Here is a 20,067-nt window from a genome sequence, read left to right on the forward strand (position 1 = left end):
TACCTCCATGTGCACGAAGCGTGACCCCCGTCAGTCAGCTTTTCAAGAGGTCAGTGCGGCATATGTGGGAAATGTGACCTATCGGATGTGAGGGTCCGCTCAGCCGCCGTCGAGGAGGCCGCACTCGTGCGCCAGGATGGCCGCCTGGACGCGGTTGTCCAGGCCGAGCCGGGTGAGGATGCGGTTGACCCTGCTCTTCACCCCGGCCTCCGACAGCTTGAGGCTCTCGGCGATCCGGGCGTTGGACAGGCCCCTGGCGACCAGCACGAGCACCTCCAGCTCCCGCCGGGTGAGGCTGTCCAGCCGTCCCGCGCCCTCGGCCGGCGCCGGCCCGGCCAGCAGGGCGGGCGGGATCGCGGCGAAGGCGCCGATCAGCCGCTGGGTGACGGCGGGCGCCAGCATGGCCTCCCCGGCGGCCACCACCCTGATGGCGTGGGCGAGCTGGTCGGGCGAGGAGTTCTTCAGCAGGAAGCCGCTGGCCCCGGCGCGCAGCGCGGCGTGGACGTACTCGTCGAGGTCGAAGGTGGTCAGCACCAGGACCCTCGGGGCCGGACCCGGGTACGGCCAGGCGCCCACGATGCGTCCCGTGGCCTCGATGCCCGTCATGCCGGGCATGCGCACGTCCATGAGCACCACGTCAGGCCGCAGCTCGACGGCGGCGGCCACCACCTGCTCGCCGTCGGCCACGTCGCCGACCACCTCCAGACCCGGCCGCCGGTCCAGCATGGCGCGCAGGGCCGCCCGGACCAGATCCTGGTCGTCGGCGATCAGCACCCGGACCGTCGTCACACCGCCCGCGGCCGCGTCTCCCGCGGTCGTCACGCCGCCCCCTCCCATCGGAAGGTCGCCAGGATCTGCCAGCCGCCGTCCGGGCGAGGACCGGCGCCGAGCGTGCCGCCGAACAGCGCGACGCGCTCCCGCATGCCGATCAGTCCCAGCCCCGAGCCCGTCATGGGCACGTGCCCCGGCGGACCGGGGGCGTTGGCGACCATCACGACGAGCTCCTCTCCCACCTGCCGCACCTCGACGCGGGCCGAGGTGGGGCCCGCGTGCTTGAGGACGTTCGTCAGCGCCTCCTGCACCACCCGGCAGGCCGACACCTGGACGGCGGGCGGCACCCCGCCCTCCCCGTCGGGACCGATCTCGACGCTCACCTCGACCTCGCCGCCGGCCGCCCGCGCCGCCGACGCGAGCCGGTGGAGGTGCCGCAGCGACGGCTCCGGGCTGAGCGGCCCCGCCGCTCCCGCCTCGTCGTCCGCCAGGAGCTTGAGCATTCTGCGCATCTCCAGCAGCGCCGTGTCGGCGGCCGTCCCGATCCCCGCCATGCCGCGGCCCGCCAGCTCGGGATCGTCGGTCAGCACCTCGGCCGTGACCCGCGCCTGCATGGCGATGGCGCTGACGTGGTGGGCCACCAGGTCGTGCAGGTCCCTGGCGATGCGGGAGCGCTCGGCGGTCACCGCCCGCGCGGCGCTCACCTCCTGCTCGGCGCGCAACCGCGCGGTCAGCTCCAGCAGCGTGGCCGCGTCGGCGCGGATGTGGCGCTGGGAGCTGCCCAGCAGCCACACCCCCCACAGCAGCCCGATGACCAGCAGACCCTCCACGAACCCGGGGCGCAGGTCGGGCGGCAGCGGCATGCCCGCCAGCGGTCTGAGCACCACATCGGGCGCGAGCACCACGACCACCCCCGCGCCGACCGCCGCCAGGCTCGCCGGCGGGGACGTGTAGCGGGCGACGGCGTAGACGGCGAACCCCACGGACAGGCCGTCGCGGAACCCGATCATGGGATCGGCCATTTCGAACGCCATGTAGGCGACACTCACCACGGCCATCACGAGCCACGCCCGCGACCTGCGCCACAGCAGCGGGACAGCCTGCGCGAGCAGCAACGCCCCTACCACGGCCGTCCTGCCGGGATCGTCGGGAATCCCGACGCTCACTCTGACCAGCAGCACCTCCGTGGTCAGCGCGGCGGCGAGCATGACGTCGGCCACGCGCGGGTGCTCGGCGAACCACCGCCGCGCGGCCGGGATCCTCCCCATCACCACGCCACCTTAGAGCGGGGGAGGGCGTGTTCCCGCCATACGCATCCAAAGTTGCCCGTACGGCCCGCAGATCCTCCCTCCGGTCGACGCCGGAACCCCGCTCACGGCCGATCACCTGGCCGTTTCCCTCTTCTAGGGTCGTATCGCGAACCCCCGACGGAGGGCCTTCCCCGGCTCTCCCCGGCGTCCAGCGCCTTCACGGCACCGGCCGTCCCGGGCCTCCACGCGATCCCGGGGCTGCCGCGGGCAGTCCCCGGCTTCCGCGGACGGTCCCGGGGCCTCCTCGGGTTGTCCCCGGACTTCCGCGGATCGTCCCGGGGCTTCCGTGGGCGATCCCTGGACTTCCGTGGATCGTCCCGGGGCTTCCGTGGGCGGTCCCGGGCTTCCTCGGGTCGTCCCGGGGGCCTCGCCGGGGCTTCGCGGAAGTGAACCACAGATCCGAACACCCAGGAGAACACATGCGTCACACACCCCGCGCCGCGCTGCTGACCGCCGTGGCCGCGGCCGTGCTCGCCACCGCCCTCCCCGCCGGCGCCACCGCCACGCCACGGTACGGCCAGGCCGACCTCCAACGCGACGTCGACGCGCTCAAGAAGATCGGCACCATCGGCGTGCAGGCCCGGGTGGTCACCCCGACCGGCGCGAACCTGGTGGCCACCAGCGGCACCGCCGTCCACGGGACCCGGCGCCCCGTCCCCGCCAACGGCTACCTGAGGATCGCCAGCACCACCAAGACGTTCGTGGCCGCCGTGGTCCTGCAGCTCGCGGCCGAGGGCAAGCTCTCCCTCGACGACACGGTGGAGGAACTGCTGCCCGGAGTCGTCCAGGGCAACGGCAACGACGGCAGCAAGATCACCGTCCGCCAGCTCCTCCAGCACACCAGCGGCATCTACGACGCCTACCCCGCCTACGCCTCGGTCGAGGAGCTCCTGGAGCACCGGTACGACCGGTTCACCGAGGAGGAGATCGTCGCCAAGGCCGTGAAGCACAAGCCGGACTTCGCGCCCGGCACCGCCTGGCGCTACTCCAACACCGGCTACCTGCTGATCAGCATGATCATCAAGAAGGTCACCGGGCGGGCGTGGCACCAGGAAGTCGCCGACCGGATCAGCCGGCCGCTCGGGCTGCGCCGTACCGTGTGGTCGGGCACCTCGAGCGACGTCCCGCACCCGCACGCCAGGGGCTACCTGATCGTTCCGCCGGCCGCCCCGCTGGACGTCACCAAGCACTTCGACGGCGACGCCGCCGGCGGCCTCATCTCCACCACCGCCGACACCAACCGGTTCCTGCGCGCCCTGCTGGGCGGCACGCTGGTGCCCGCCGAGCAGCTCGCCGAGATGAAGAAGACCGTCAGGGCCCCCGCTCACGAGGCGGTCTGGCCCGGAGCCCGCTACGGCCTGGGGCTCAGCTCGCGGCCGCTGTCGTGCGGGGGCGTCTACTGGCACCATGGGGGCGACGACTACGGGTACAAGACGCGGACCGGGGTCACGGCGGACGGCCGCCGCAGCGTCGTGGTGTCCATGAGCACGCAGCTGGGCGACCAGCGGTCCATGGCGCAGGAGAAGGCCGCGGGCGACCTGATCGACCGGGCCCTCTGCGACCGCTCGACGGCCTCCTGAGCCCCACCCACCCTTCGCCCGGCCCCTGCACCCGACCTCCACCGGAGGCCACCGGCCCTCCCGGGGGTCGCCGGCCCTTCAGCGGGGGTCGCCGGTCCTCCGCGGGAGGTCGCCGGCTCCCCACAGGAGGTTGCTCGATCTGCGCGGTAGTTCACCGGTCCTCCCCGGGGGTCGCCGGTCCTCTCAACCGGTGCTCGCCGGCTCCCCGCGGGAGGGCTGGTCCTCCACGGGAGGTCGCTCGCGCAGGACGCCGAGATCGCCGACGTGTCTGTCCGCTGGGCGCCCAGCGATCCGGACGGCCGGCGCGCCCACGACGGCTTCACCCGGCGGGACGGCCGGATCGTCAGGGTGGAGCTCCAATACATCCCTGACCTGCCGTCCAGCGAAGAACCTGCCGTCCAGCGAAGAACCTGCCGTCCAGCGGAGAACCTGCCGTCCAGCGGAGAACCTGCCGTCCAGCGGAGAAGCTGCGCGCAGGCGGGGCGGCCGGAGGGCCGTGCCTCAGTCCGGCGCCCAGTACCTCTCGAGGAGCTGCTCCAGGTTCCGCACGACCGGGCTCCAGCTGGTGGTCAGTGTGTAGCGGCTGGCGCGGTGACCCTTGTAGCTGATCGTGTACTTGATGAAGTCGGCCCCCTGCGGCTGCGCCTCGGAGCGGCCCAGGCGCAGGCGCTTCAGGTGGCCGCGAAGTGCGGCGACCTCCTTCTTGGTCAGGCACTTGTCGACGGTCGGCCCGGTCCTGCGGCTCAGCCGTACGCACCCGTTGGTGTAGACGGTCACCCGGTCGTCGAAGCCCGCGAAACCGCCCTGCTTGCGGAGTGCGACGAGCACCTTCGTCTCGACGTCCGCCGCCTGGGCGGGCTGCGCGGAGGAGAGTCCCAGGGACAGCAGGAGCGCCGGGAGAAGCGCGATTCGCCAGATCCTCATGACCGTTTGACGTATGAGATCGGCGAACGGCTCACCCGATCTACGGATTCTCCGCCTCGCCGGCCTGGTTCTGCCGGCGCAACGAGAGGACGACCGCCGCGCTGCTGACGCCGAGAACCAGCGCCACCATCCCCCAGGTGAGCCCCTTGCGCTCGACGCCGAGTATCGCGTCGACCGACAGGCTGCCAGGGCCGTGCACCGCCAGCGCCGTCGCGGCCGTGCCGAGCACGAGCGGGTACTCGAACCCGCCGTGCTGCGCCCACAGCCCCTGCGGCAGGTGGGCGGCGACGATCGCGTTGGTCATCGTGGCGATGAGTCCGGCGGCCGACACCGGTGTGGCCGCGCCCAGGGCGATCCCCGCGCCGGAGCCGAGCTCGCCGAGCCCCGCGACCGTGCCGACGAGCTTGCCATGCGGGTATCCGAGCGCGGTCATCACCTCGCCGGTCTTGTCGGGGCCGCCGCCGTCGAACCAGCCGAACAGCTTCTGCGCGCCGTGCCCCATGAGCAGCAGTCCGGCGGGCACGCGCAGCAGCAGCACTCCAATGTCCTCGGCCTTCACCTTCATACGACGTTCTTACCCGGCTGGAGCAGGCATTATGAGTGGACCGAATTCTGGATCAGCTCTTCTTGCCGTCAAGGCGCTCGAGGATCACCAGCGGGATGTCGCGAGCGGATTTCTCCTGGTAGCTGTCATAGAGCGGAAAGATCTCCGCCATCCGCTCCCACAGCGGCCCCTTCTCCTCGGCGGTGGCGAGACGGGCGCGGGCGGTGAACTTCTCCGCGGCGACCTGGACGTCGACCTCGGGATCCGCGATCAGGTTGAGATACCAGGCGGGGTGCTGGGCCGACCCGGCGTTCGAGGCCACCAGCAGGTAGCGGTCGCCGTCCTGGCCGTAGATCAGCGCGGTACGGCGCCGCTTGCCCGACCGGCGGCCCCGGGTGGTGAGCAGCAGCGTCGGCCAGCCCTGGTACAGGTGGCCACGGGCGCCGTCGGACTCGACGTAGGCCTGGATGTGCGCGGCGACCCAGCCGGTCGGGTTGTCGACGACCTCGTCCTGCGCCCTGACCTCGTCCCGGGTTCCCGTCTCGTCCCGGGTCCCCGGTGCGGGCGTGGACAGGCTGCGCAGCAGGCGGTAGCGGGTGAAGCCGCCGCTCGTCACCCCCGGGAACTCCCTGACCAGCCGCCACCCGGGCGACGACCCCACCGTGCCCTGACCGGAGCCCTCGACGGCGTCGCGGTGCGCCTGCTCGTCGGTCCACTCCGCGTAGGCGAGCGCGCGGGTGCCGTCGGTGCTGACGTGGAAGTAGCCCGAGATCCCGCCCGGCGCGGGTGCCGTCTCGCCGTCCAGCGCGGCCAGCACGGTGTCGACCCAGCGCCGCTGCCGTTCCGGGTCAGGGCCGTCGAACCCGACACCGGCCGCCACGAGAATCCCGGGGGACGGCGGGCCGTCCTGCGGGGGAGAGGGCACGCCGTTCTTCGGGACGGCGCGGTAGAGCCGGTACTCGACCGGCTCGGCACCGGTGGCGCCGGCCGTGAACTCCCGGTCGGCGCCGCCGTCCGCCCACTGGGTGTAGGTGAGCACCTTCTCCCCGTCGGTGCTCGCGAAGGCGCTGAACGAGAGGAGCCCCTCCGGCCAGGGCCCGCGCTCCAGGCCGGCTACGGCCTGCTCCACCGTGGCGCGGTGCTGGGCGGGCGACTCCGTCACCAGGACGGTGCCGGCGTCGGGGCGGGCGATGTCGGGCCACTGGTCGGCGGTCGGCTGTTCCGGCATGGCGATTCCTCCGCGAGTCAGGTTCAGTACGGCGTCGCGAGCAGCGACGGCCACGCCGGAAGTCTGAAACCTGAAGCGGGGTTCAAGTCAAGCGGTCACGAGCGGTTCGCGGGAAGCTCGGGCGACTCGTCCGTCCAGCCGGTCTCCAGGACGGCGCTCCACCCGGCGGGCCGGAGGTCCGAGCAGCCCTGCGAGCCGGCCGACCTGTTCACCGACAGCAGGCGGCCGGCGTCCTTGTCGAACAGGAGCTGCAGGTCGGTGCCGTAGCCGGGCTCGCAGGTCCGCAGGGCGACCCCGTCCGCGGCGCGGCCGAGCGGGTCCCGCACGCCGCCGAGCGAACGCACTCCCGGAAGATCGGCCATCATCCGGAACAGCCCCGCCCTGACACCGGCGGGTGCGGGCAGCTCGAGCAGCAGTTCGGCCGCCTGCTCGACGAGAAGCTGGGTGCGTCGCGGCTCGCTGACCCCGTCGCCCTGCCACTGGATCAGCACCCGCTTCAGTTCCTCCGGATCGGTGGGCAGGCGCTCGATCTCGGCGACGCTCACCGCCTTGCCGTTGATGTTCGGCCAGCTCGACCCCGGCTCGGCGAAGGAGTTGAGCCGGCTGGCGTAGGGGGTCTCGCCCATCGGGTCGGACAGCTCGCGGTTGCCGCGGGCACAGGCGAAGTGCTCCTGCGCCGAGCTCCACACGCCGTCCTGGGGCGGCGGGGCCCCGTCGACGGCCGCCACGCGGGTCCAGGAGTGGACGATCCACCAGCTCGGGTCCTCGGGAGACCGCGCCACCCACGTCTCGTCGCGGCAGACCCCCTGCGTCCGCCTTTCAGAGAAGCGGGCACCGGAGTTCACCCCGCGGGTGTGCCAGTACCGTCCCGCGGTCTGGGGCGTCTTCATGGTCTGCTCCGCCGCGGTGAGCAACATCCCCCGCACGGCGGGATCCACGCCCTGGTCGCCGGCCGTTCCAGGGGTCAGGACCACGACCGCCGTGAGGCCCGCGGCCAGCGCCCCGGCTGTCAGCCCCCACCCCATCGTGGTACGGCGCCGCCTGGGCGCGGCCACCTTCGCGGGCGGCCGTACGGCCGCGGCGGCGATGATCCGCTCGAGACGCGCGGGGTCGTCCGGCGGCGTGAGAGCGGCGGGACGGGCCTTCGAGAGCCCCTTCATCACATCGGTCCTGCTCATCGGGTTGCCTCCTTCGTGACTGCGAGCGGCTCGGGGGAGAGGGGGAGGGCGGTGCCGGCGGTCGAGCCGGACCTCGGGGCGAGCGCGCGCTCCAGGCGGCGCCGGGCCCGGTGCAGCCGGACGAAGAACGTGGCGGTGGAGCAGCCGACGACCTTCGCCGCGTCCGCGGCCCGCAGGCCGTGCCAGGCGACCAGGGTGAGCACTTCGCGGTCGTCGTCGGAGAGCGCCGCCAGCCCCCGCAGGTGTGCTGCCCTCTCGGTCACCGACTCCGCGACGTCGCCCGCCGTCAGCTCCTCGGCCGAGACCCACGCCGACAGCTCGGCCTCGAGCGACTGGCGGCGCGCCTCCGCCCGGTACGACTCGCGCAGGACGTTGCGGGCGACGCCGAGCAGCCAGGGGAGCGCCTGGGCCGGCACGTCGTCGATTCGCTGCCACGCGACGCAGAACGTCTCGCTCGCCACCTCCTCGGCGAGCTGCCGCCCCGCACGACTGACCGCGTACGCGTACACGCTCGCGTAGCAGGAGTCGTACAGGGAGGTGAACCGATCCCGAGGATCAGGTTCGGTCATGTGTCGTTCCTTCCCTTCGGTGGGCCGTCACTAGGGAAGTGGTCGAAACCCGCTCCTTCTTACAGCCCCGCACCGAGCAGAACGGCGGGACCGGGTCGCGTCCCCGGTCCCGCCGCGGTGCCTACGACCGCCGGGAGGCGCCGCCGGGGCAGAACTCCGCCTCCAGCACGTCGGTGAAGATGCCGAGCGGGTCCTTCCACGGGCCGCGGGCCCAGTCGCCGTTGACGTTGGTCGCGAGCACGCGGCTGCCGTCGCGGGTGCCGTACGTGTACGACCACGAGCCGAAGATGGCGCCGCCCATGCCCCAGACAGTCGTGCCGCACGGCAGTTTCATCGAGGAGACGCCGAGGCCGTAGGCGGTGCCGGGGATCCAGTCCTTGGTCGGGACCGTGGTGAACATCTCGCGCTGCTGGGCCGGCGGCAGGAGCCGGCCGCCCAGCAGCGCGCGGAAGAACCGGTTGAGGTCTCCGGCCGTGGAGATCATGCCGCCGGCCGCCCAGAACGGGGAGGTGTTCAACTCGGTCACGTCGTAGATCTTGGCGTCGGGTTCGGGCGAGTTGAGCCTGGTGTAGTGCAGGGAGTGCGGCCCGCGGATCCTCAGGTCGTCGGCGCGCGGCAGGTACGTCCCTGACAGTCCGAGCGGGCCGGTGATCCGCTGGGCGATCTCGTCGGCCAGCGTCCTGCCGGTCGCCCGCTCGACGACCATGCCGGCGAGCACGTAGTTGGTCTGGGAGTACCCCCAGCTCGTGCCGGGCCGGAAGACGGGCGGGTGGGTCATCGCGATGCGGACGAGCTGCTCAGGGGTGGGGTACTCGTGCTGGTTCACCGCCGCCTGATCCTGCAGGTAGTCGTGGATCCCGCTGGTGTTGCCGAGCAACTGCCTGAGGGTGACCGCCGCGCCGTCGTGGCCGTTGCCGCGGACCAGGCCGGGCAGCCACTTCTCCACGGTGTCGTCGAGATCGAGCCTGCCCTCGGCGGCGAGCCGAAGGACCACGGTGGCCACGAACGCCTTGGTGGTGCTGCCGATGCGGAAGCGGTCCTGCGGACGGCGCTCCCTGCCGGTCGCGGTGTCGGCCACGCCCGCCGTGCCGTACCAGCGCTGCCGGCCGTCGCGGATCTCGGCGAGGATGCCGGGAACGCCGCCCTCGGTCACGGCGCGGTCGAGCACGCGCTGGACTCCGGCGTGGCCGGGCTCGGCGGACGCGGCGTGGGGCATGGCACCTGCGGCGACCATGGCCCCGGTGATGAGCAGCAGGCCGGTGGTGCGTGTGAGCATGAGGGTGTCCTTCGGGGTCGCGCGGGCCGTGCCAGGGCGGCACGGACCCGCTCGTGGATGAGTGTTTTCGAGATGCCGCGCCACGGAACGCGCGGCGGCACTACTCCGGGGGTACGGCCCGGCGTACGGCCTTGCGCACCGGCCGATGGGCGCGGGGGAGCGAGGCCCGGCGTAGGGCCTCGCGCGCTGGGCGATGGGCGCGGAGGAGTGCGGTGGCCCGGTGTCCGGGTGGGCCGCCCGCGAGGTGGGCGTGCCGGGACCGATCGGGAACACCGGCGATGCCGAGGTTCCCGAGTCCCGAGGTTCCGAGGTTTCGGGCGACGCGGATGGCCGGGATGCCGGATGCCGGGTGTTGCGCGCGTGCGGGATGCCGGATGCGGCGTGATGCGCGCGTGCGGGATACCAGGGATGCGGTTGCGGAGATGCGGTTGCCGGGATGCAGGGGATGCCGAGAATGCGAAAGCGCCGAGGGTGTGTGGGGGCCGGTTCGGCCCGTGGCGCGTCAGGCGGTGTGGCGGAAGGGCCCGCCGGAGCGGCCGTTCGGCCTCAGCCGCGCCTGCCGGTCAGGTGGTCTCGGTGGTGAGCGTCTGCAGGACGCGGTCTTGCAGGCCGGCGCGGTCGACGCCGGCCATGGCCAGCGCCCTCGGCACGATGCCGACCTCGGCCCGCAGGATCGCGAGCAGCAGGTGCGCCGGTCGCAGGTCCTTCTTGCGGTGCGAGCGGGCGATCCGCTCGAGCGCGAGCTTGGCCGAGGCCCCCAGCTGCGTCGGGCGTTTGGCGGCGGGGCTCGGCCGGGGAAGGTCGAACGACGCCAGGGACACTCCCGCCCCGCCCAGGCTGTGCTCGAACTCCCGGTCGAGCGCGTCGCGGATGGCCTGCCGGTCGAGGCCGGCCTCGGTCAGCGCCTGCCGGGTGGCGCTCTCCGGCTCGCCGGCGATGGCCAGCAGGAGGTGGTGGGCCTCGATGGTGGCCGACCTGTCGGCGTGGGCTTCGACCGCGCCGTTCTCGATGATGGTTTGAAGGTACTTGTCGAAGGTGGACATCGTCAGCGTCTCCTGAGCGTGACGCCCGCGGCGATGAGCCGCTTGGCGTGCTTCTTGTGGACGGCCTGGCGTGTGACGCCGAGCGCCTCGGCGACCTGCGGCCAGCTCCAGCCGGCGCGCATGGCCTGCTCGACGGCGGCGTCCTCGATCTGGTCGGCCAGGCGCCGCAACGCCGCCACGGCCGCCAGCGCGTCGGCGGGGTCCTGGGATGAGGGAATCTCGGCACCGGACATGTAAGCAACTCTAGTTGACAAAGATGGGCTAGTCAACGCGAGTTGCTTATCTCGGGTGGGGCCCCGCCCGCCGCTTCGTGACGCCGCGCGCCGTACCGGGAATGGACTGACGTGGGCCTGCGCTCGCCCGCGCGCCGCCGCGAGGGCGGCGGCCCGCTCGCTTCGCCCGGAGGAGGAGCCATGACCGACGGACCGCGGACGAGACCGCATGTCGTGATCTTCGACGTGAACGAGACGCTCACCGACATGGACCCGCTGCGCGCCCGCTTCGAGGACGTCGGGCTGCCGGGGCACGTCGTGGCCACCTGGTTCGCGAGCGTGCTGCGCGACGGGTTCGCGCTCACCGCGGCCGGCGGGTACGCCGAGTTCGCCGCGATCGCCGCCGACGTGCTCAGGGGCCTGCTCGCCGGCCGGGACATCGACGCCGACGCGGCGATCGAGCGGATCCTTCGCGCCTTCACCGAGTTGCGGCTGCATCCGGACGTCCCCGACGGCATGCGGATGCTGCGGGACGGCGGCATCCGGCTGCTCACCATGACCAACGGCGCCGCCGCGACGACCGAGGGGATCCTGGCTCGCGAGGGGGTGCTGGACCTGGTGGAGGCCAGGCTGGACGTGAGCGGCCCCCGGGTCTGGAAGCCGGCGCGCGCCGCCTACGAGTACGCGGTCGGCCGGGCGGGGGTGCGGCCCGAACAGGCGGCCCTGGTCGCGGTGCATCCCTGGGACGTCGACGGCGCCATGCGGGCCGGCCTGGCCGGGGCCTGGCTGGACCGGCGCGGCACGCCGTACCCGAGCGTGATGACCGCCCCCAGCGTGTCGGCCCGCGACCTCATGGCGCTGGCGGCGATGTGGACGGGCGGGTGACCGTTCCGGTCTCCGGCCTGGCGGTGCGGGCGCCGTTCAGCAGATGCCGGATCGCCCGCGAGTACTCGTCCCTGACGCGAGGCTTGTCCGCCTCGGAGGCCTCGGCCAGGGCCATCCCCGCGGCGCCGAGAATGTGGAAGCTGATGCGGGTCATCGGCTCCAGCGGCAGCGGCGGGACCTCGCCGCTGTCCATGAGGCCCCGGATGAGCTGCCCGATCAGCCCGTAGGCGTACTTCTCCTCGTACTCCTTCCACCGCTGCAGTCCCAGCGCGCGGGGCGCCTCCTGCCAGACCATGCGCCCGTAGTCGGGGTCGCAGCAGTGGTCGAGGAACGCCTCAACGGCCGCCATCGCCGCCTGCCAGGGGTCGTCGGCCCGCGCGCTCGACTCGATCACGCGGTGGATCATCTCGGTCTCCAGCCTGTCGAGCACCGCCTCGAACAGCGCCGTCTTGTTCGCGAAGTGGTGATAGACCGCGCCGCGGGTGGCCTGGATGTCGGCCGCGACGTCCTCAAGTGCCGTCCCGGCGAAGCCCTGCTCGGCGAAGCGGCGCCGGGCCGCTTCGAGAAGAGCGGACCGGGTCTCCTGCGCGTACTGCTCCCGCCGGCCCTTGACAGATGACATGCGCCGAGCATACGACATACACTGTGTATGTCACCGACACAGAGTAGGTCGAGGCCATGTCATGGGATCGGGTGCGCCGTCGTCAACAGCTGGTCCATGCCGTACTGGCCGAGGTCGCGGCGACGGGGCAGCCGGTCGTGCCCGCCGCGCTGGCGGCGGAGGTGACCGCCGAGTTCGGTGAGATCGAGGAGTTCCTGCGCGAGGTGCAGCGCCGCTGGTACCGGGCCTTCGACGCCCGCCTCGACGCCGTGCTGGAGGAGTGGCCGCGCGACATGCGCGCCGCTCTGTTACAGCTCTGGCGCGAGATCGCCGCCGCCATGCCGGAGGCGAGATTCCTGCTGGACGCGCACGCGGGGCATCCGGCGCTCGCCGTCCTGGACGCCCAGCACCGTCGCCGGCTGCGCACCGCGACCGGCGTCGACCTGGACCTGGCCCTGGACCTAGCCCGGCCCGCACCGCCAGCCCGGCGGTGCGCGCGGTGGTCCCCCTTCGCCGCCAGCCGGTGAGCCCCGTTTCTAGAGGCACCACCAGCAGTAGATGAGCTGCCCGTCCGCCTGCGCTCGCCGGGCGAGCTCCCGCAGCTCCCCGATCAGCGTGACCAGGTAACCGGTGTCGGGCGGCGTGAAGAACTCCTCGATCCGCCCCCACCGCTCGGCGAGGTCCGCCAGGCGGGCGTCGGGAACGCCGGCCAGCGTGTCACGCACGTCGGCGGCAAGCTCCTCGATGCCAGGCCCCTCCATGTACGGCGAGTCCTCCGGCAGCGCTTCCCACTCCTCAAGACTCTGGGGCCCGGCCTCCGGCGGCGGATGGAGGGTGGTCGTCCGTACGAGATCCACGCTGAACGGGACGTCCCTGATGAGCGCGACGAGCTGTCCGAGGACGGTCGCCGGCTCGATCCCCTTGGCCTCGACCGCGTCGAAGGCGGGGCTCCCGGCCATGGCGCGGCCCCTGTCCGGGTCGGCCACGGCGGCCTGCCTGCCGGCCGCCCGGTAGTAGTCGTACAAGATCCCCAAGCGATCCTCCGGCTGCTGTCGCCTCGCCTTCTCTGGCAGGCGGCAGCCTAGTGGATTCGCTCATGTGTGCGAAAGTCGCTCCGTTGGGATCAGGTGTCGTCGGTGGTCCGGGAGTGGTGGGCGATCAGGCGGGTGAGGAGGTCGGCCAGTTGCTCGCGCTCGGCGGCGTCCAGGGGGGCGAGCAGGTCGTCCTGGAGGGTGGCGAGCAGGGTGTCGAGGTGGTTCAGCTGGTCGCGGCCCTTGTCGGTCAGGGTGATGACGTTGCGGCGCCGGTCGTTCGCGTCGGGGGCGCGGTCGACCTGGCCCCGCTCGGCGAGTTCGTTGATGACGGCGACCAGGTCGCTGCGGTAGATGCCGGTGCGGCGGCTCAGCGTGGCCTGGCTGGCCGGGCCTGACTCCTGGAGGGCGGCCAGGACGGCGTAGTGCCACTTGCGGGCGTCCGCGGTGGCCAGCCCGGCGCCCACCAGCCGGTCGGCGTGCGCAGCCGCGAGTGACAGCAGCCGGCTCGGTGTCCGCCGCAGCCGGGCGGGGGTGGCCGGGTCGTCGCCGTGATGCCGCATGTCGCTGGTGGTCATGCCGACGATCGTAGCCCCTTGCGTTAGTCGCCCTAACGATATAAATTCGTTCGTGTCATAAACGTTTGCCACACTAACGATTGGTGCGATCATGCCTTCCATCGACGTCCTGGACTCGACCATCCACTACGAGGACACCGGCAGCGGCCCAGTAATCGTCTTCCTGCACGGCAACCCGTCCTCGTCCCACTCCTGGCGCAACGTCCTGCCGGCGATCGGCGGGCCCGCCCGCCTGCTGGCCCCCGACCTGATCGGCATGGGCCGGTCCGGCAAGCCCGACATCGCCTACACCTTCGACGACCACGCGCGGTACCTGGACGCCTGGTTCGACGCCCTCGACCTGCCGGACGTCGTGCTCGTCGGACACGACTGGGGCGGCGCCCTGGCCTTCGACCACGCCACACGCCATCCCGAGCGCGTGCGCGGCGTCGCCTTCTTCGAGACCATCGTCCGCCCCATGTCCTGGAGCGAACTGGCCGACGGCCCCCGCGACCGCGCCGAGGCCATGCGCTCACCCAAGGGCGAGGACCTGGTCCTCGACCGCAACTTCTTCATCGAGACCGCCTACACCGGCGGCGTCCTCACCCCGCTGAGCCCGGAGGAGCTGGCCCCCTACCTGGCCCCCTACCCCACCCGCGAGAGCCGCCGGCCGGTGCTGCGGTGGGCCCGCTCGCTCCCGCTCGACGGCGAACCCGCCGACGTGGCGGAGCGCGTCACCGCCTACGACGCCTGGCTGGCCGCCAGCCCCGAGGTGCCCAAGCTGCTGCTCACCTTCGACTCCTCGCCCACCCTTCTCATCACCCCGGAGGTGGCCGCCTGGTGCGAGGACAACATCGCCGGCCTGGAGATCGAGCACATCGGGCCGTCCGGCCACCACGCCACAGAGGACCAGCCCGAGGCGATCGCGGCCGCGATCACCCGTTGGGCGCTCCGCTAGGCGAGGCCGGGCGGACTCCCGATCAGGGGAAGTCCGCCCATACGGCACGCGGGATCAGCCGGTGACCACGTTGTCCTTCACACGCAGCCGCTCGCCCAGGAACCCGCCGAGCGCCGTGATCAGGGACAGGCCCGCCAGCAGCAGGGCCACCGGCCACGAGGCGCCGCCGCTGGTCTTCAGCAGCGCGGTCGCGATGAAGGGCAGGAAGCCGGTCAGCGCGCCCGCCAGGTTGTAGGCCAGGGCCACCCCGCTGTAGCGCAGGCGGGCCGGGAACAGCTCGGTGAGCAGCGCGCCGGAGACCGCGTAGGCGATGGAGACCACGCCGATGCCGGCCGCCACCGCCAGCACGATCACCACCGGGTTCCTGGTGTCGATCAGCCAGAAGAGCGGGAAGGCGCACACGGCCCCGAGCAGACCGCCCCACAGCGTCACCCGGCCGGGGCCGATACGCTCGGCGACCCGCCCCATGACGAGGATGACCACGATCTCGACGACGGCCGCCGCCAGGGTGGCGTCGACCATGAGGCCGGGGGACATGCCCAGCTGGCTGGTGCCGTAGCTGATCACGAAGGTGGTCAGGATGTAGAAGCCGCCGATGCCCAGGAGCGCCGAGGCGATCGCCACCAGCAGCCGCCGCCACCCCGTGCGGAGGACCTCCAGCGCCGGGATCTTGGCCCGCTCGTCCTGCTTGAGAAGCTGGTCGAACAGCGGCGACTCCTCGACCTTGCGGCGGATGTAGAAGGCGATCGCCAGCAGCGGGAAGGCCGCGAGGAACGGCAGGCGCCAGCCCCAGGAGTCGAACTGCTGCTCCGGCACGAGCAGCGCCAGAGCGAACGCGCCGGACGAGAGCAGGGTGCCGACGGGCGAGCCGATCTGCGGCATGGCGGCGTAGCGGCCGCGCTTCTCCGGCGGCGCGTGCTCCACGGCCAGGGTGACGGCGCCGCCCCACTCACCGCCGACCGCGATGCCCTGGAGCAGCCGGAGCAGGACCAGCAGCGCGGGCGCCCAGACGCCGACGGCCGCGAAGGTGGGCAGCAGGCCGATGCAGCCGGTCGCCACGCCGATCATCACCACGGTGATCAGCAGGGCGGGGCGCCGTCCGATGCGGTCGCCCAGCCAGCCGAAGATGAGGGCGCCGAACGGCCTGGCCACGAAGCCGACGCCGAAGGTCGCGAACGCGGCCATGGTGGCGGCCGTCGGGTCGAGCGTGGTGAAGTACAGCCGGTTGAAGACGATGGCCGCGGCGGTGCCGAAGAGGAAGTAGTCGTACCACTCCAGGGCCGTGCCGACGAAGGCGGCGAAGGCGACGCGGGCCGCGTCCTTGCCGGTCACGACGACAGAGGTGCCCGGCGGAGGTCCGGCGGCGGCATGGCGGGGTGTGTTCATGGGTGACTCCTTGCGGGCGGGAGTGTCGTTGTCGTGCCGGCCGCGATGGCGTCGGCACCGTGGACGCAGGCACCGTCCACGAAGGTCGCGATGACCTCGATGGCGCCGATCCGGTCGCTGTCCACCTCGACGGGGTCGTCGGACAGCAGCACGAAGTCCGCGCACTTGCCTGGGCTGATGCTGCCGCGCCTGGCCTCGTCGTGGCTGGCCCACGCGGCGTCGAGGGTGTAGGCGCGCAACGCCTGCTCCGCGGTCACCCGTTCGTCGGGGGCGAGCACGACGCCGGTGTTGCTGAGACGCTCGACCATGGACTGCATGCCGAGCAGGGGCGCTCCCGGCGCGACCGGCCGGTCGGAGCTGCCCGGGACTCGGATGCCCCGCTCGAGGAAGGAGCGGTGCCGGTACATCCACGGGGTGCGGTCGGGGCCGAGCGCCTGGGCCATGGTGTCGCCGACGGCGTACAGGAAGCGGGCCTGCGGGACGGGGACCACGCCGAGTTCGGCGTAGCGGTCGAGCTGGTCGGGCCGGACGACGCCGGAGTGCTCGATGCGGTGCCGTACGTCGGCGCGCGGCGCCGCGCGCTGGGCCTCGGCGAACGCGTCGAGAGCGAGGTCGACGGCGCTGTCGCCGATCGCGTGGGCGGCGACCCGCCAGCCGGCCCGATGCGCCGCGACGATCAGCCGGCGCATGTCGTCGGGGCTGTCCTGGTAGACGCCTGCGGCGTGGTCGTGGCCGCAGAAGGGTTCGGACACGGCGGCGGTCCTGCCGATGAGCGAGCCGTCCAGCCAGATCTTCATCGGGCCGAGCCGCAGCCGGTCGTCGCCGAAGCCCGTGCGCAGACCGAGGTCGAGCCCGGTGGTGATGGCGTCGTCGGCGTGCGCGCGCAGCGCGTGCATGTTGTCGGCGGCCACCATGAGCTCCACCCGCGTGCGCAGGCCGCCGCGTTCGCGGGCGATCTGGTAGGCGACGGCCTCGACCGGGCTGCGGCCGATGAGGCCGAGGCCGATCCCCGCCTCCACGACGTGGGTGAGGCCCTCGGCGGCGTAGACGGCGCTCGCCCGGGAGATCGCCTCCGCGAGCTCGGCCACGGGGTACGGCATGACGAGGGCGGACACCAGGCTCTGGGCGCGTTCCTGCAGCAGCCCCGTCGGCGCGCCGCCGGGATCGCGGACCACCACGCCGCCGTCGGGCTCCCGCGCGGTGCCGTCGAGCACGCCGGCCATCCGCAGCACCTCGCTGCTGACCGCACACATGTGGCCGGAGCGGTGCTTCAGCCATACCGGCCGCCCACCGGCCGCCCGGTCCAGCCCGTGGCGGTGGGGGTGGGCGCCCATGACCGTGTCGTCGTAGCCGGAGCCGACGATCCAGGCGCCGGCGGGCAGTCCCGCCGCGCGGCGGGCGACGGCGTCGTACACCTGGTCGAGCGTGGCCGCGCCGGCGAGGTCGAGCTCGCCGAGGGACTGGCCGAACCAGGCCATGTGGTTGTGGGCGTCACCGAACCCGGGGACGACGACGGCTCCCGAGCAGTCGAGCGTGGTGCGGGCGGGAAGGTCCTCCACCGCGTCGTCGAGGCCGACGACACGTCCCGCGAACACCCCGAGGGTACGGGCGCGTGGCCGCAGGTCGTCGACGGTACGGATGCGGGCGTTGCGCAGCTTGAGATCGAGCATGTCAGGCCAGGTTCTGCAGGCGGGTCAGCGGCAGGTCGGCGGCGTGGTGGATGTCCACCGGGCGGCCGTCCACCAGCACGGGGTCGGGTGTCGTCGGGACGCGCACGTCGGGCACGGCGCTGTTGGCGACCATGTCGTCGCAGGTGAGTCCCCGGCTGTCGCGCAGGGCGGTGTAGCGGATGCCGGAGGGCAGGGCCGCGCGGGCGGCGCGGTCGTCGAGGCAGGCCCCGGAGACGAAGACGGTCGACAGCCGGCGCGGGGCCGCGCCGAGCCCGCCGAAGTACGGCTTCATCACGCGGGGCTGGGTGAGTCGTGTGGAGCCCGAGCCGGAGCCGGACAGCCCCCAGGCCACGAAGCCCGACTTGAGCACCAGCTCCGGCTGGGCGCCGAACGTGACGGGCCGCCACAGCACGATGTCGGCGATGCTCCCGGGCCGCAGCGACCCCACGTCGGGGGTCATGCCGTGGGCGATGGCCGGATTGAGCGTGATCTTGGCCAGGTACCGCAGCACCCGGGCGTTGTTGACGACGCCGGGGCCGGTCTGTCCGGCCAGCGTGGCCTGCACGTGGGCCACCTGCCAGGTACGGCGCGCCGTCTCGGCGATCCGGCCCATGCCCATCGAGTCGGAGTTGACGATGCTGATCGCGCCGAGGTCGTGCAGGGCGTTCTCGGCGGCGATGGCGTGCTCGCGCACCCGGCCGGCCGCGATGGACAGATCGCTGTCCACGCCGTGGTGGCCGCGGTGGACCGTGAGCGTCATGGGCAGCAGCTCGGCGACGGTCGCGGCGGTCAGGGGCAGCGTGGGCGTGGTGGAGGAGGTCAGGACGTGCGGCTGGGAGACGATCTCCAGGAGATCGGGGTGCCCGCCGCCGCCCTCGACGTGGTAGGCGTGGACGGTCCGCCCCCGCGTGGCGTCGAGGGTGTCGGCGAGGTTGCCCGACTCGTTGAGCGTGTCGGTGTGCAGCGCGACGGGCAGGTCCGCCGCCTCCGCGACGCCCAGGCAGGTGTCGACGATCCGGGGGGTGGCCCCCCAGTCCTCGTGGATCTTGAATCCGCCGGCTCCGGCGAGCACCGCCCGTTCCAGCAGGTCCTGCGAGGACGACGAGCCGCGGGCCAGGAACGCGACGTTGACCGGCGTGTCACGCCAGGCCTCGATGAGGGTGTGCAGGTTGTAGGCGGGGTTGGCGCCCACGTCCCACACGCCGCCGATCCCCATGCCCACCAGGGAGGTGACGCCGGCCGACAGCGCGGCGGGCACGACCTCGGGGCTGGACAGGTGCACGTGGGAGTCGACCATGCCGGGCGTGGCGATGAGCCCCTCGCCGGTGATCATCGCGGTGTGCGAGTCGACGACCAGCTCCACACCGTCGGTGGCCTCCGGGTTTCCCGCGCGTCCGATGCCGACGATCCGGCCGTCCTTGATGCCGATGTTGGTCTTGCGGACGCCGATCAGCGGGTCCATGACCACGACGCCGAGGATGACCATGTCCAGGGCGCTGTCGCGGGGCGCGCGGCCGGTGACGAGCAGCCCGTCCCTGGCGGTCTTGCCGCAGCCGCCCAGGAGCTCCTCGCCCGGCTCGGTGTCGTCGGCCTCGACCTCCACCCACAGGCCGGTGTCGGCGAGCCGGATCCGGTCGCCGGTGGTCGGGCCGTACAGGGACGCGTACGCGCGCCGGGACATCCGGGTCATCGGGTCCCTCCCCGGGCCACGACGGTGACGGTACGGCTCTCGCCGGGCGCGAAGCGCTCGGCGGTTCCCGCGGGAATGTCCAGCCGGTGGCCGCGGGCGGCGTCGCGGTCGAAGGCGAGCGCGGCGTTCGCCTCCTCCAGCGGGAAGTGCGAGGAGACCCAGATCGGCCGGTCGCCGGTGTTGGCGATCTCCAGGGCGGCGCGCGGGCGGCCGGGAGCCAGCTCGACGTGGTCCCCGGCGGCCAGCACCGCGCCGGGCCCCGTGGGGTCCGCGGGGCCGAACGGCTCGGCGACGTGCACCAGGCTGGAGCCGTGCGGGAAGAGCGCTTCCACCTGGAGGCTCGGGACGGCCTCGGCCACGCCCGGCAGCAGCCGGTCGGGCGGGATGATGCCCGGCACGCGCTTGAGGATGGTCTCCAGCGGCGTGCCGTCCCAGGCCATTTCCAGGATCTCGTCGCACACCAGGGCGATGGACTCGGTCGCGCCGAGGAGCGCGCCGCGAGCCAGCCGCCGTCGGGCGAGCTCGGCGGCCGCGAAGAGCGTCAGCCTTTCCTGCTCGCGTGGAGTGAGATGCATGGATGGTCCCCCGAAATCGTGGCCGGCGGAGCGGCCGGCTTAGGGCATGCACAACACAATGCGCGATGAACCATGCACG

General features: G+C 72.8%; 21 protein-coding genes. 4 read left to right on the plus strand and 17 right to left on the minus strand.

Annotated features, from left to right (window positions below; all coding sequences use genetic code 11):
- Positions 1–99 precede the first annotated feature (99 nt).
- Both ACWENQ_RS09785 and ACWENQ_RS09790 read right to left on the minus strand, forming a co-directional pair.
- Positions 100–822 (minus strand): response regulator, encoded by a 723-nt coding sequence (locus ACWENQ_RS09785; protein ID WP_452413613.1) that lies wholly within the window; start codon positions 820–822, stop codon positions 100–102.
- Positions 819–2,039 (minus strand): sensor histidine kinase, encoded by a 1,221-nt coding sequence (locus ACWENQ_RS09790; RefSeq protein WP_449921819.1) that lies wholly within the window; start codon positions 2,037–2,039, stop codon positions 819–821. The genes ACWENQ_RS09785 and ACWENQ_RS09790 overlap by 4 nt, the downstream gene beginning before the upstream one ends.
- 461 nt (positions 2,040–2,500) lie before the next feature.
- Between ACWENQ_RS09790 and ACWENQ_RS09795 the strand changes: the two genes are divergently transcribed.
- Positions 2,501–3,661, plus strand: coding sequence for a serine hydrolase domain-containing protein (locus ACWENQ_RS09795; RefSeq protein WP_452413615.1), 1,161 nt, complete (start codon positions 2,501–2,503; stop codon positions 3,659–3,661).
- Positions 3,662–4,162: 501 nt separating this feature from the next.
- Here ACWENQ_RS09795 and ACWENQ_RS09800 read toward each other — a convergent pair.
- The 8 genes from ACWENQ_RS09800 to ACWENQ_RS09835 form a co-directional block, all read right to left on the minus strand.
- Positions 4,163–4,585: a hypothetical protein gene (locus ACWENQ_RS09800; protein ID WP_449921815.1), complete on the minus strand. Its 423-nt coding sequence runs from the start codon at positions 4,583–4,585 to the stop codon at positions 4,163–4,165.
- Between the two features lie 40 nt (positions 4,586–4,625).
- Positions 4,626–5,150 (minus strand): DoxX family protein, encoded by a 525-nt coding sequence (locus ACWENQ_RS09805; protein ID WP_452413616.1) that lies wholly within the window; start codon positions 5,148–5,150, stop codon positions 4,626–4,628.
- 52 nt (positions 5,151–5,202) lie between these two features.
- Positions 5,203–6,357, minus strand: coding sequence for a nitroreductase family deazaflavin-dependent oxidoreductase (locus ACWENQ_RS09810; protein ID WP_452413618.1), 1,155 nt, complete (start codon positions 6,355–6,357; stop codon positions 5,203–5,205).
- Positions 6,358–6,452: 95 nt separating this feature from the next.
- A complete protein-coding gene (locus ACWENQ_RS09815) occupies positions 6,453–7,535 on the minus strand; it encodes a CU044_5270 family protein (protein WP_452413620.1) in 1,083 nt (360 codons plus the stop codon).
- Positions 7,532–8,104 (minus strand): RNA polymerase sigma factor, encoded by a 573-nt coding sequence (locus tag ACWENQ_RS09820; RefSeq protein ID WP_452413621.1) that lies wholly within the window; start codon positions 8,102–8,104, stop codon positions 7,532–7,534. Before ACWENQ_RS09820 ends, ACWENQ_RS09815 begins: the two co-directional genes overlap by 4 nt.
- A gap of 121 nt (positions 8,105–8,225) precedes the next feature.
- Complete coding sequence (locus tag ACWENQ_RS09825) at positions 8,226–9,380, minus strand: serine hydrolase domain-containing protein (protein ID WP_452413623.1); 1,155 nt, start codon at positions 9,378–9,380, stop codon at positions 8,226–8,228.
- A gap of 563 nt (positions 9,381–9,943) precedes the next feature.
- Positions 9,944–10,423: a Clp protease N-terminal domain-containing protein gene (locus ACWENQ_RS09830; RefSeq protein ID WP_452413624.1), complete on the minus strand. Its 480-nt coding sequence runs from the start codon at positions 10,421–10,423 to the stop codon at positions 9,944–9,946.
- Positions 10,424–10,425: 2 nt separating this feature from the next.
- Positions 10,426–10,656 carry a hypothetical protein gene (locus ACWENQ_RS09835; protein ID WP_354915768.1) on the minus strand — a complete coding sequence of 77 codons (231 nt, stop codon included), beginning with the start codon at positions 10,654–10,656 and terminating at the stop codon, positions 10,426–10,428.
- A 180-nt stretch (positions 10,657–10,836) separates the two neighbouring features.
- Here ACWENQ_RS09835 and ACWENQ_RS09840 point away from each other — a divergent pair, with 180 nt between their 5' ends.
- Positions 10,837–11,520: a haloacid dehalogenase type II gene (locus ACWENQ_RS09840; protein ID WP_452413625.1), complete on the plus strand. Its 684-nt coding sequence runs from the start codon at positions 10,837–10,839 to the stop codon at positions 11,518–11,520.
- Here the strand turns inward: ACWENQ_RS09840 and ACWENQ_RS09845 are convergent.
- Complete coding sequence (locus tag ACWENQ_RS09845; RefSeq protein ID WP_452413627.1) at positions 11,486–12,142, minus strand: TetR/AcrR family transcriptional regulator; 657 nt, start codon at positions 12,140–12,142, stop codon at positions 11,486–11,488. The genes ACWENQ_RS09840 and ACWENQ_RS09845 overlap by 35 nt on opposite strands.
- 71 nt (positions 12,143–12,213) lie before the next feature.
- Between ACWENQ_RS09845 and ACWENQ_RS09850 the strand changes: the two genes are divergently transcribed.
- A complete protein-coding gene (locus ACWENQ_RS09850; protein WP_452413629.1) occupies positions 12,214–12,648 on the plus strand; it encodes a hypothetical protein in 435 nt (144 codons plus the stop codon).
- Positions 12,649–12,657: 9 nt separating this feature from the next.
- On the opposite strand, the gene ACWENQ_RS09855 is transcribed toward ACWENQ_RS09850, so the two are convergent.
- Both ACWENQ_RS09855 and ACWENQ_RS09860 read right to left on the minus strand, forming a co-directional pair.
- Positions 12,658–13,155 carry a hypothetical protein gene (locus tag ACWENQ_RS09855; RefSeq protein ID WP_449921796.1) on the minus strand — a complete coding sequence of 166 codons (498 nt, stop codon included), beginning with the start codon at positions 13,153–13,155 and terminating at the stop codon, positions 12,658–12,660.
- An 89-nt stretch (positions 13,156–13,244) separates the two neighbouring features.
- On the minus strand, positions 13,245–13,730 hold the full coding sequence (locus ACWENQ_RS09860) for a MarR family winged helix-turn-helix transcriptional regulator (RefSeq protein ID WP_449921794.1): 486 nt from the start codon (positions 13,728–13,730) through the stop codon (positions 13,245–13,247).
- A gap of 91 nt (positions 13,731–13,821) precedes the next feature.
- On the opposite strand from ACWENQ_RS09860, the gene ACWENQ_RS09865 reads away from it, so the two are divergent.
- A complete protein-coding gene (locus ACWENQ_RS09865; protein WP_452413630.1) occupies positions 13,822–14,667 on the plus strand; it encodes a haloalkane dehalogenase in 846 nt (281 codons plus the stop codon).
- A 54-nt stretch (positions 14,668–14,721) separates the two neighbouring features.
- Here the strand turns inward: ACWENQ_RS09865 and ACWENQ_RS09870 are convergent, their stop codons facing one another.
- Genes ACWENQ_RS09870 through ACWENQ_RS09885 form a run of 4 tightly spaced genes read right to left on the minus strand, consistent with a single transcriptional unit; the run spans position 14,722 to position 19,988 of the window.
- Positions 14,722–16,053 (minus strand): MFS transporter, encoded by a 1,332-nt coding sequence (locus ACWENQ_RS09870; RefSeq protein WP_452413631.1) that lies wholly within the window; start codon positions 16,051–16,053, stop codon positions 14,722–14,724.
- A complete protein-coding gene (locus tag ACWENQ_RS09875) occupies positions 16,050–17,723 on the minus strand; it encodes an amidohydrolase (protein ID WP_452413632.1) in 1,674 nt (557 codons plus the stop codon). Before ACWENQ_RS09875 ends, ACWENQ_RS09870 begins: the two co-directional genes overlap by 4 nt.
- 1 nt (position 17,724) lies before the next feature.
- Positions 17,725–19,413, minus strand: a complete 1,689-nt coding sequence (locus tag ACWENQ_RS09880) for an urease subunit alpha (RefSeq protein WP_449921787.1) — start codon at positions 19,411–19,413, stop codon at positions 17,725–17,727.
- Positions 19,410–19,988 carry an urease subunit beta gene (locus tag ACWENQ_RS09885; RefSeq protein ID WP_449921786.1) on the minus strand — a complete coding sequence of 193 codons (579 nt, stop codon included), beginning with the start codon at positions 19,986–19,988 and terminating at the stop codon, positions 19,410–19,412. Before ACWENQ_RS09885 ends, ACWENQ_RS09880 begins: the two co-directional genes overlap by 4 nt.
- Positions 19,989–20,067: the final 79 nt, after the last annotated feature.

The sequence above is a fragment of the Nonomuraea sp. NPDC004354 genome, assembly GCF_053602555.1.

Bases quoted from the DNA above. Each gene is read 5' to 3' on its own strand.
- ACWENQ_RS09790 (WP_449921819.1), bottom strand. From the start codon at position 2,039: ATGGGGAGGATCCCGGCCGCGCGGCGGTGGTTCGCCGAGCACCCGCGC.
- ACWENQ_RS09795 (WP_452413615.1), top strand. From the start codon at position 2,501: ATGCGTCACACACCCCGCGCCGCGCTGCTGACCGCCGTGGCCGCGGCC.
- ACWENQ_RS09800 (WP_449921815.1), bottom strand. From the start codon at position 4,585: ATGAGGATCTGGCGAATCGCGCTTCTCCCGGCGCTCCTGCTGTCCCTG.
- ACWENQ_RS09805 (WP_452413616.1), bottom strand. From the start codon at position 5,150: ATGAAGGTGAAGGCCGAGGACATTGGAGTGCTGCTGCTGCGCGTGCCC.
- ACWENQ_RS09810 (WP_452413618.1), bottom strand. From the start codon at position 6,357: ATGCCGGAACAGCCGACCGCCGACCAGTGGCCCGACATCGCCCGCCCC.
- ACWENQ_RS09815 (WP_452413620.1), bottom strand. From the start codon at position 7,535: ATGAGCAGGACCGATGTGATGAAGGGGCTCTCGAAGGCCCGTCCCGCC.
- ACWENQ_RS09820 (WP_452413621.1), bottom strand. From the start codon at position 8,104: ATGACCGAACCTGATCCTCGGGATCGGTTCACCTCCCTGTACGACTCC.
- ACWENQ_RS09825 (WP_452413623.1), bottom strand. From the start codon at position 9,380: ATGCTCACACGCACCACCGGCCTGCTGCTCATCACCGGGGCCATGGTC.
- ACWENQ_RS09830 (WP_452413624.1), bottom strand. From the start codon at position 10,423: ATGTCCACCTTCGACAAGTACCTTCAAACCATCATCGAGAACGGCGCG.
- ACWENQ_RS09835 (WP_354915768.1), bottom strand. From the start codon at position 10,656: ATGTCCGGTGCCGAGATTCCCTCATCCCAGGACCCCGCCGACGCGCTG.
- ACWENQ_RS09840 (WP_452413625.1), top strand. From the start codon at position 10,837: ATGACCGACGGACCGCGGACGAGACCGCATGTCGTGATCTTCGACGTG.
- ACWENQ_RS09845 (WP_452413627.1), bottom strand. From the start codon at position 12,142: ATGTCATCTGTCAAGGGCCGGCGGGAGCAGTACGCGCAGGAGACCCGG.
- ACWENQ_RS09860 (WP_449921794.1), bottom strand. From the start codon at position 13,730: ATGACCACCAGCGACATGCGGCATCACGGCGACGACCCGGCCACCCCC.
- ACWENQ_RS09865 (WP_452413630.1), top strand. From the start codon at position 13,822: ATGCCTTCCATCGACGTCCTGGACTCGACCATCCACTACGAGGACACC.
- ACWENQ_RS09870 (WP_452413631.1), bottom strand. From the start codon at position 16,053: ATGAACACACCCCGCCATGCCGCCGCCGGACCTCCGCCGGGCACCTCT.
- ACWENQ_RS09875 (WP_452413632.1), bottom strand. From the start codon at position 17,723: ATGCTCGATCTCAAGCTGCGCAACGCCCGCATCCGTACCGTCGACGAC.
- ACWENQ_RS09880 (WP_449921787.1), bottom strand. From the start codon at position 19,413: ATGACCCGGATGTCCCGGCGCGCGTACGCGTCCCTGTACGGCCCGACC.
- ACWENQ_RS09885 (WP_449921786.1), bottom strand. From the start codon at position 19,988: ATGCATCTCACTCCACGCGAGCAGGAAAGGCTGACGCTCTTCGCGGCC.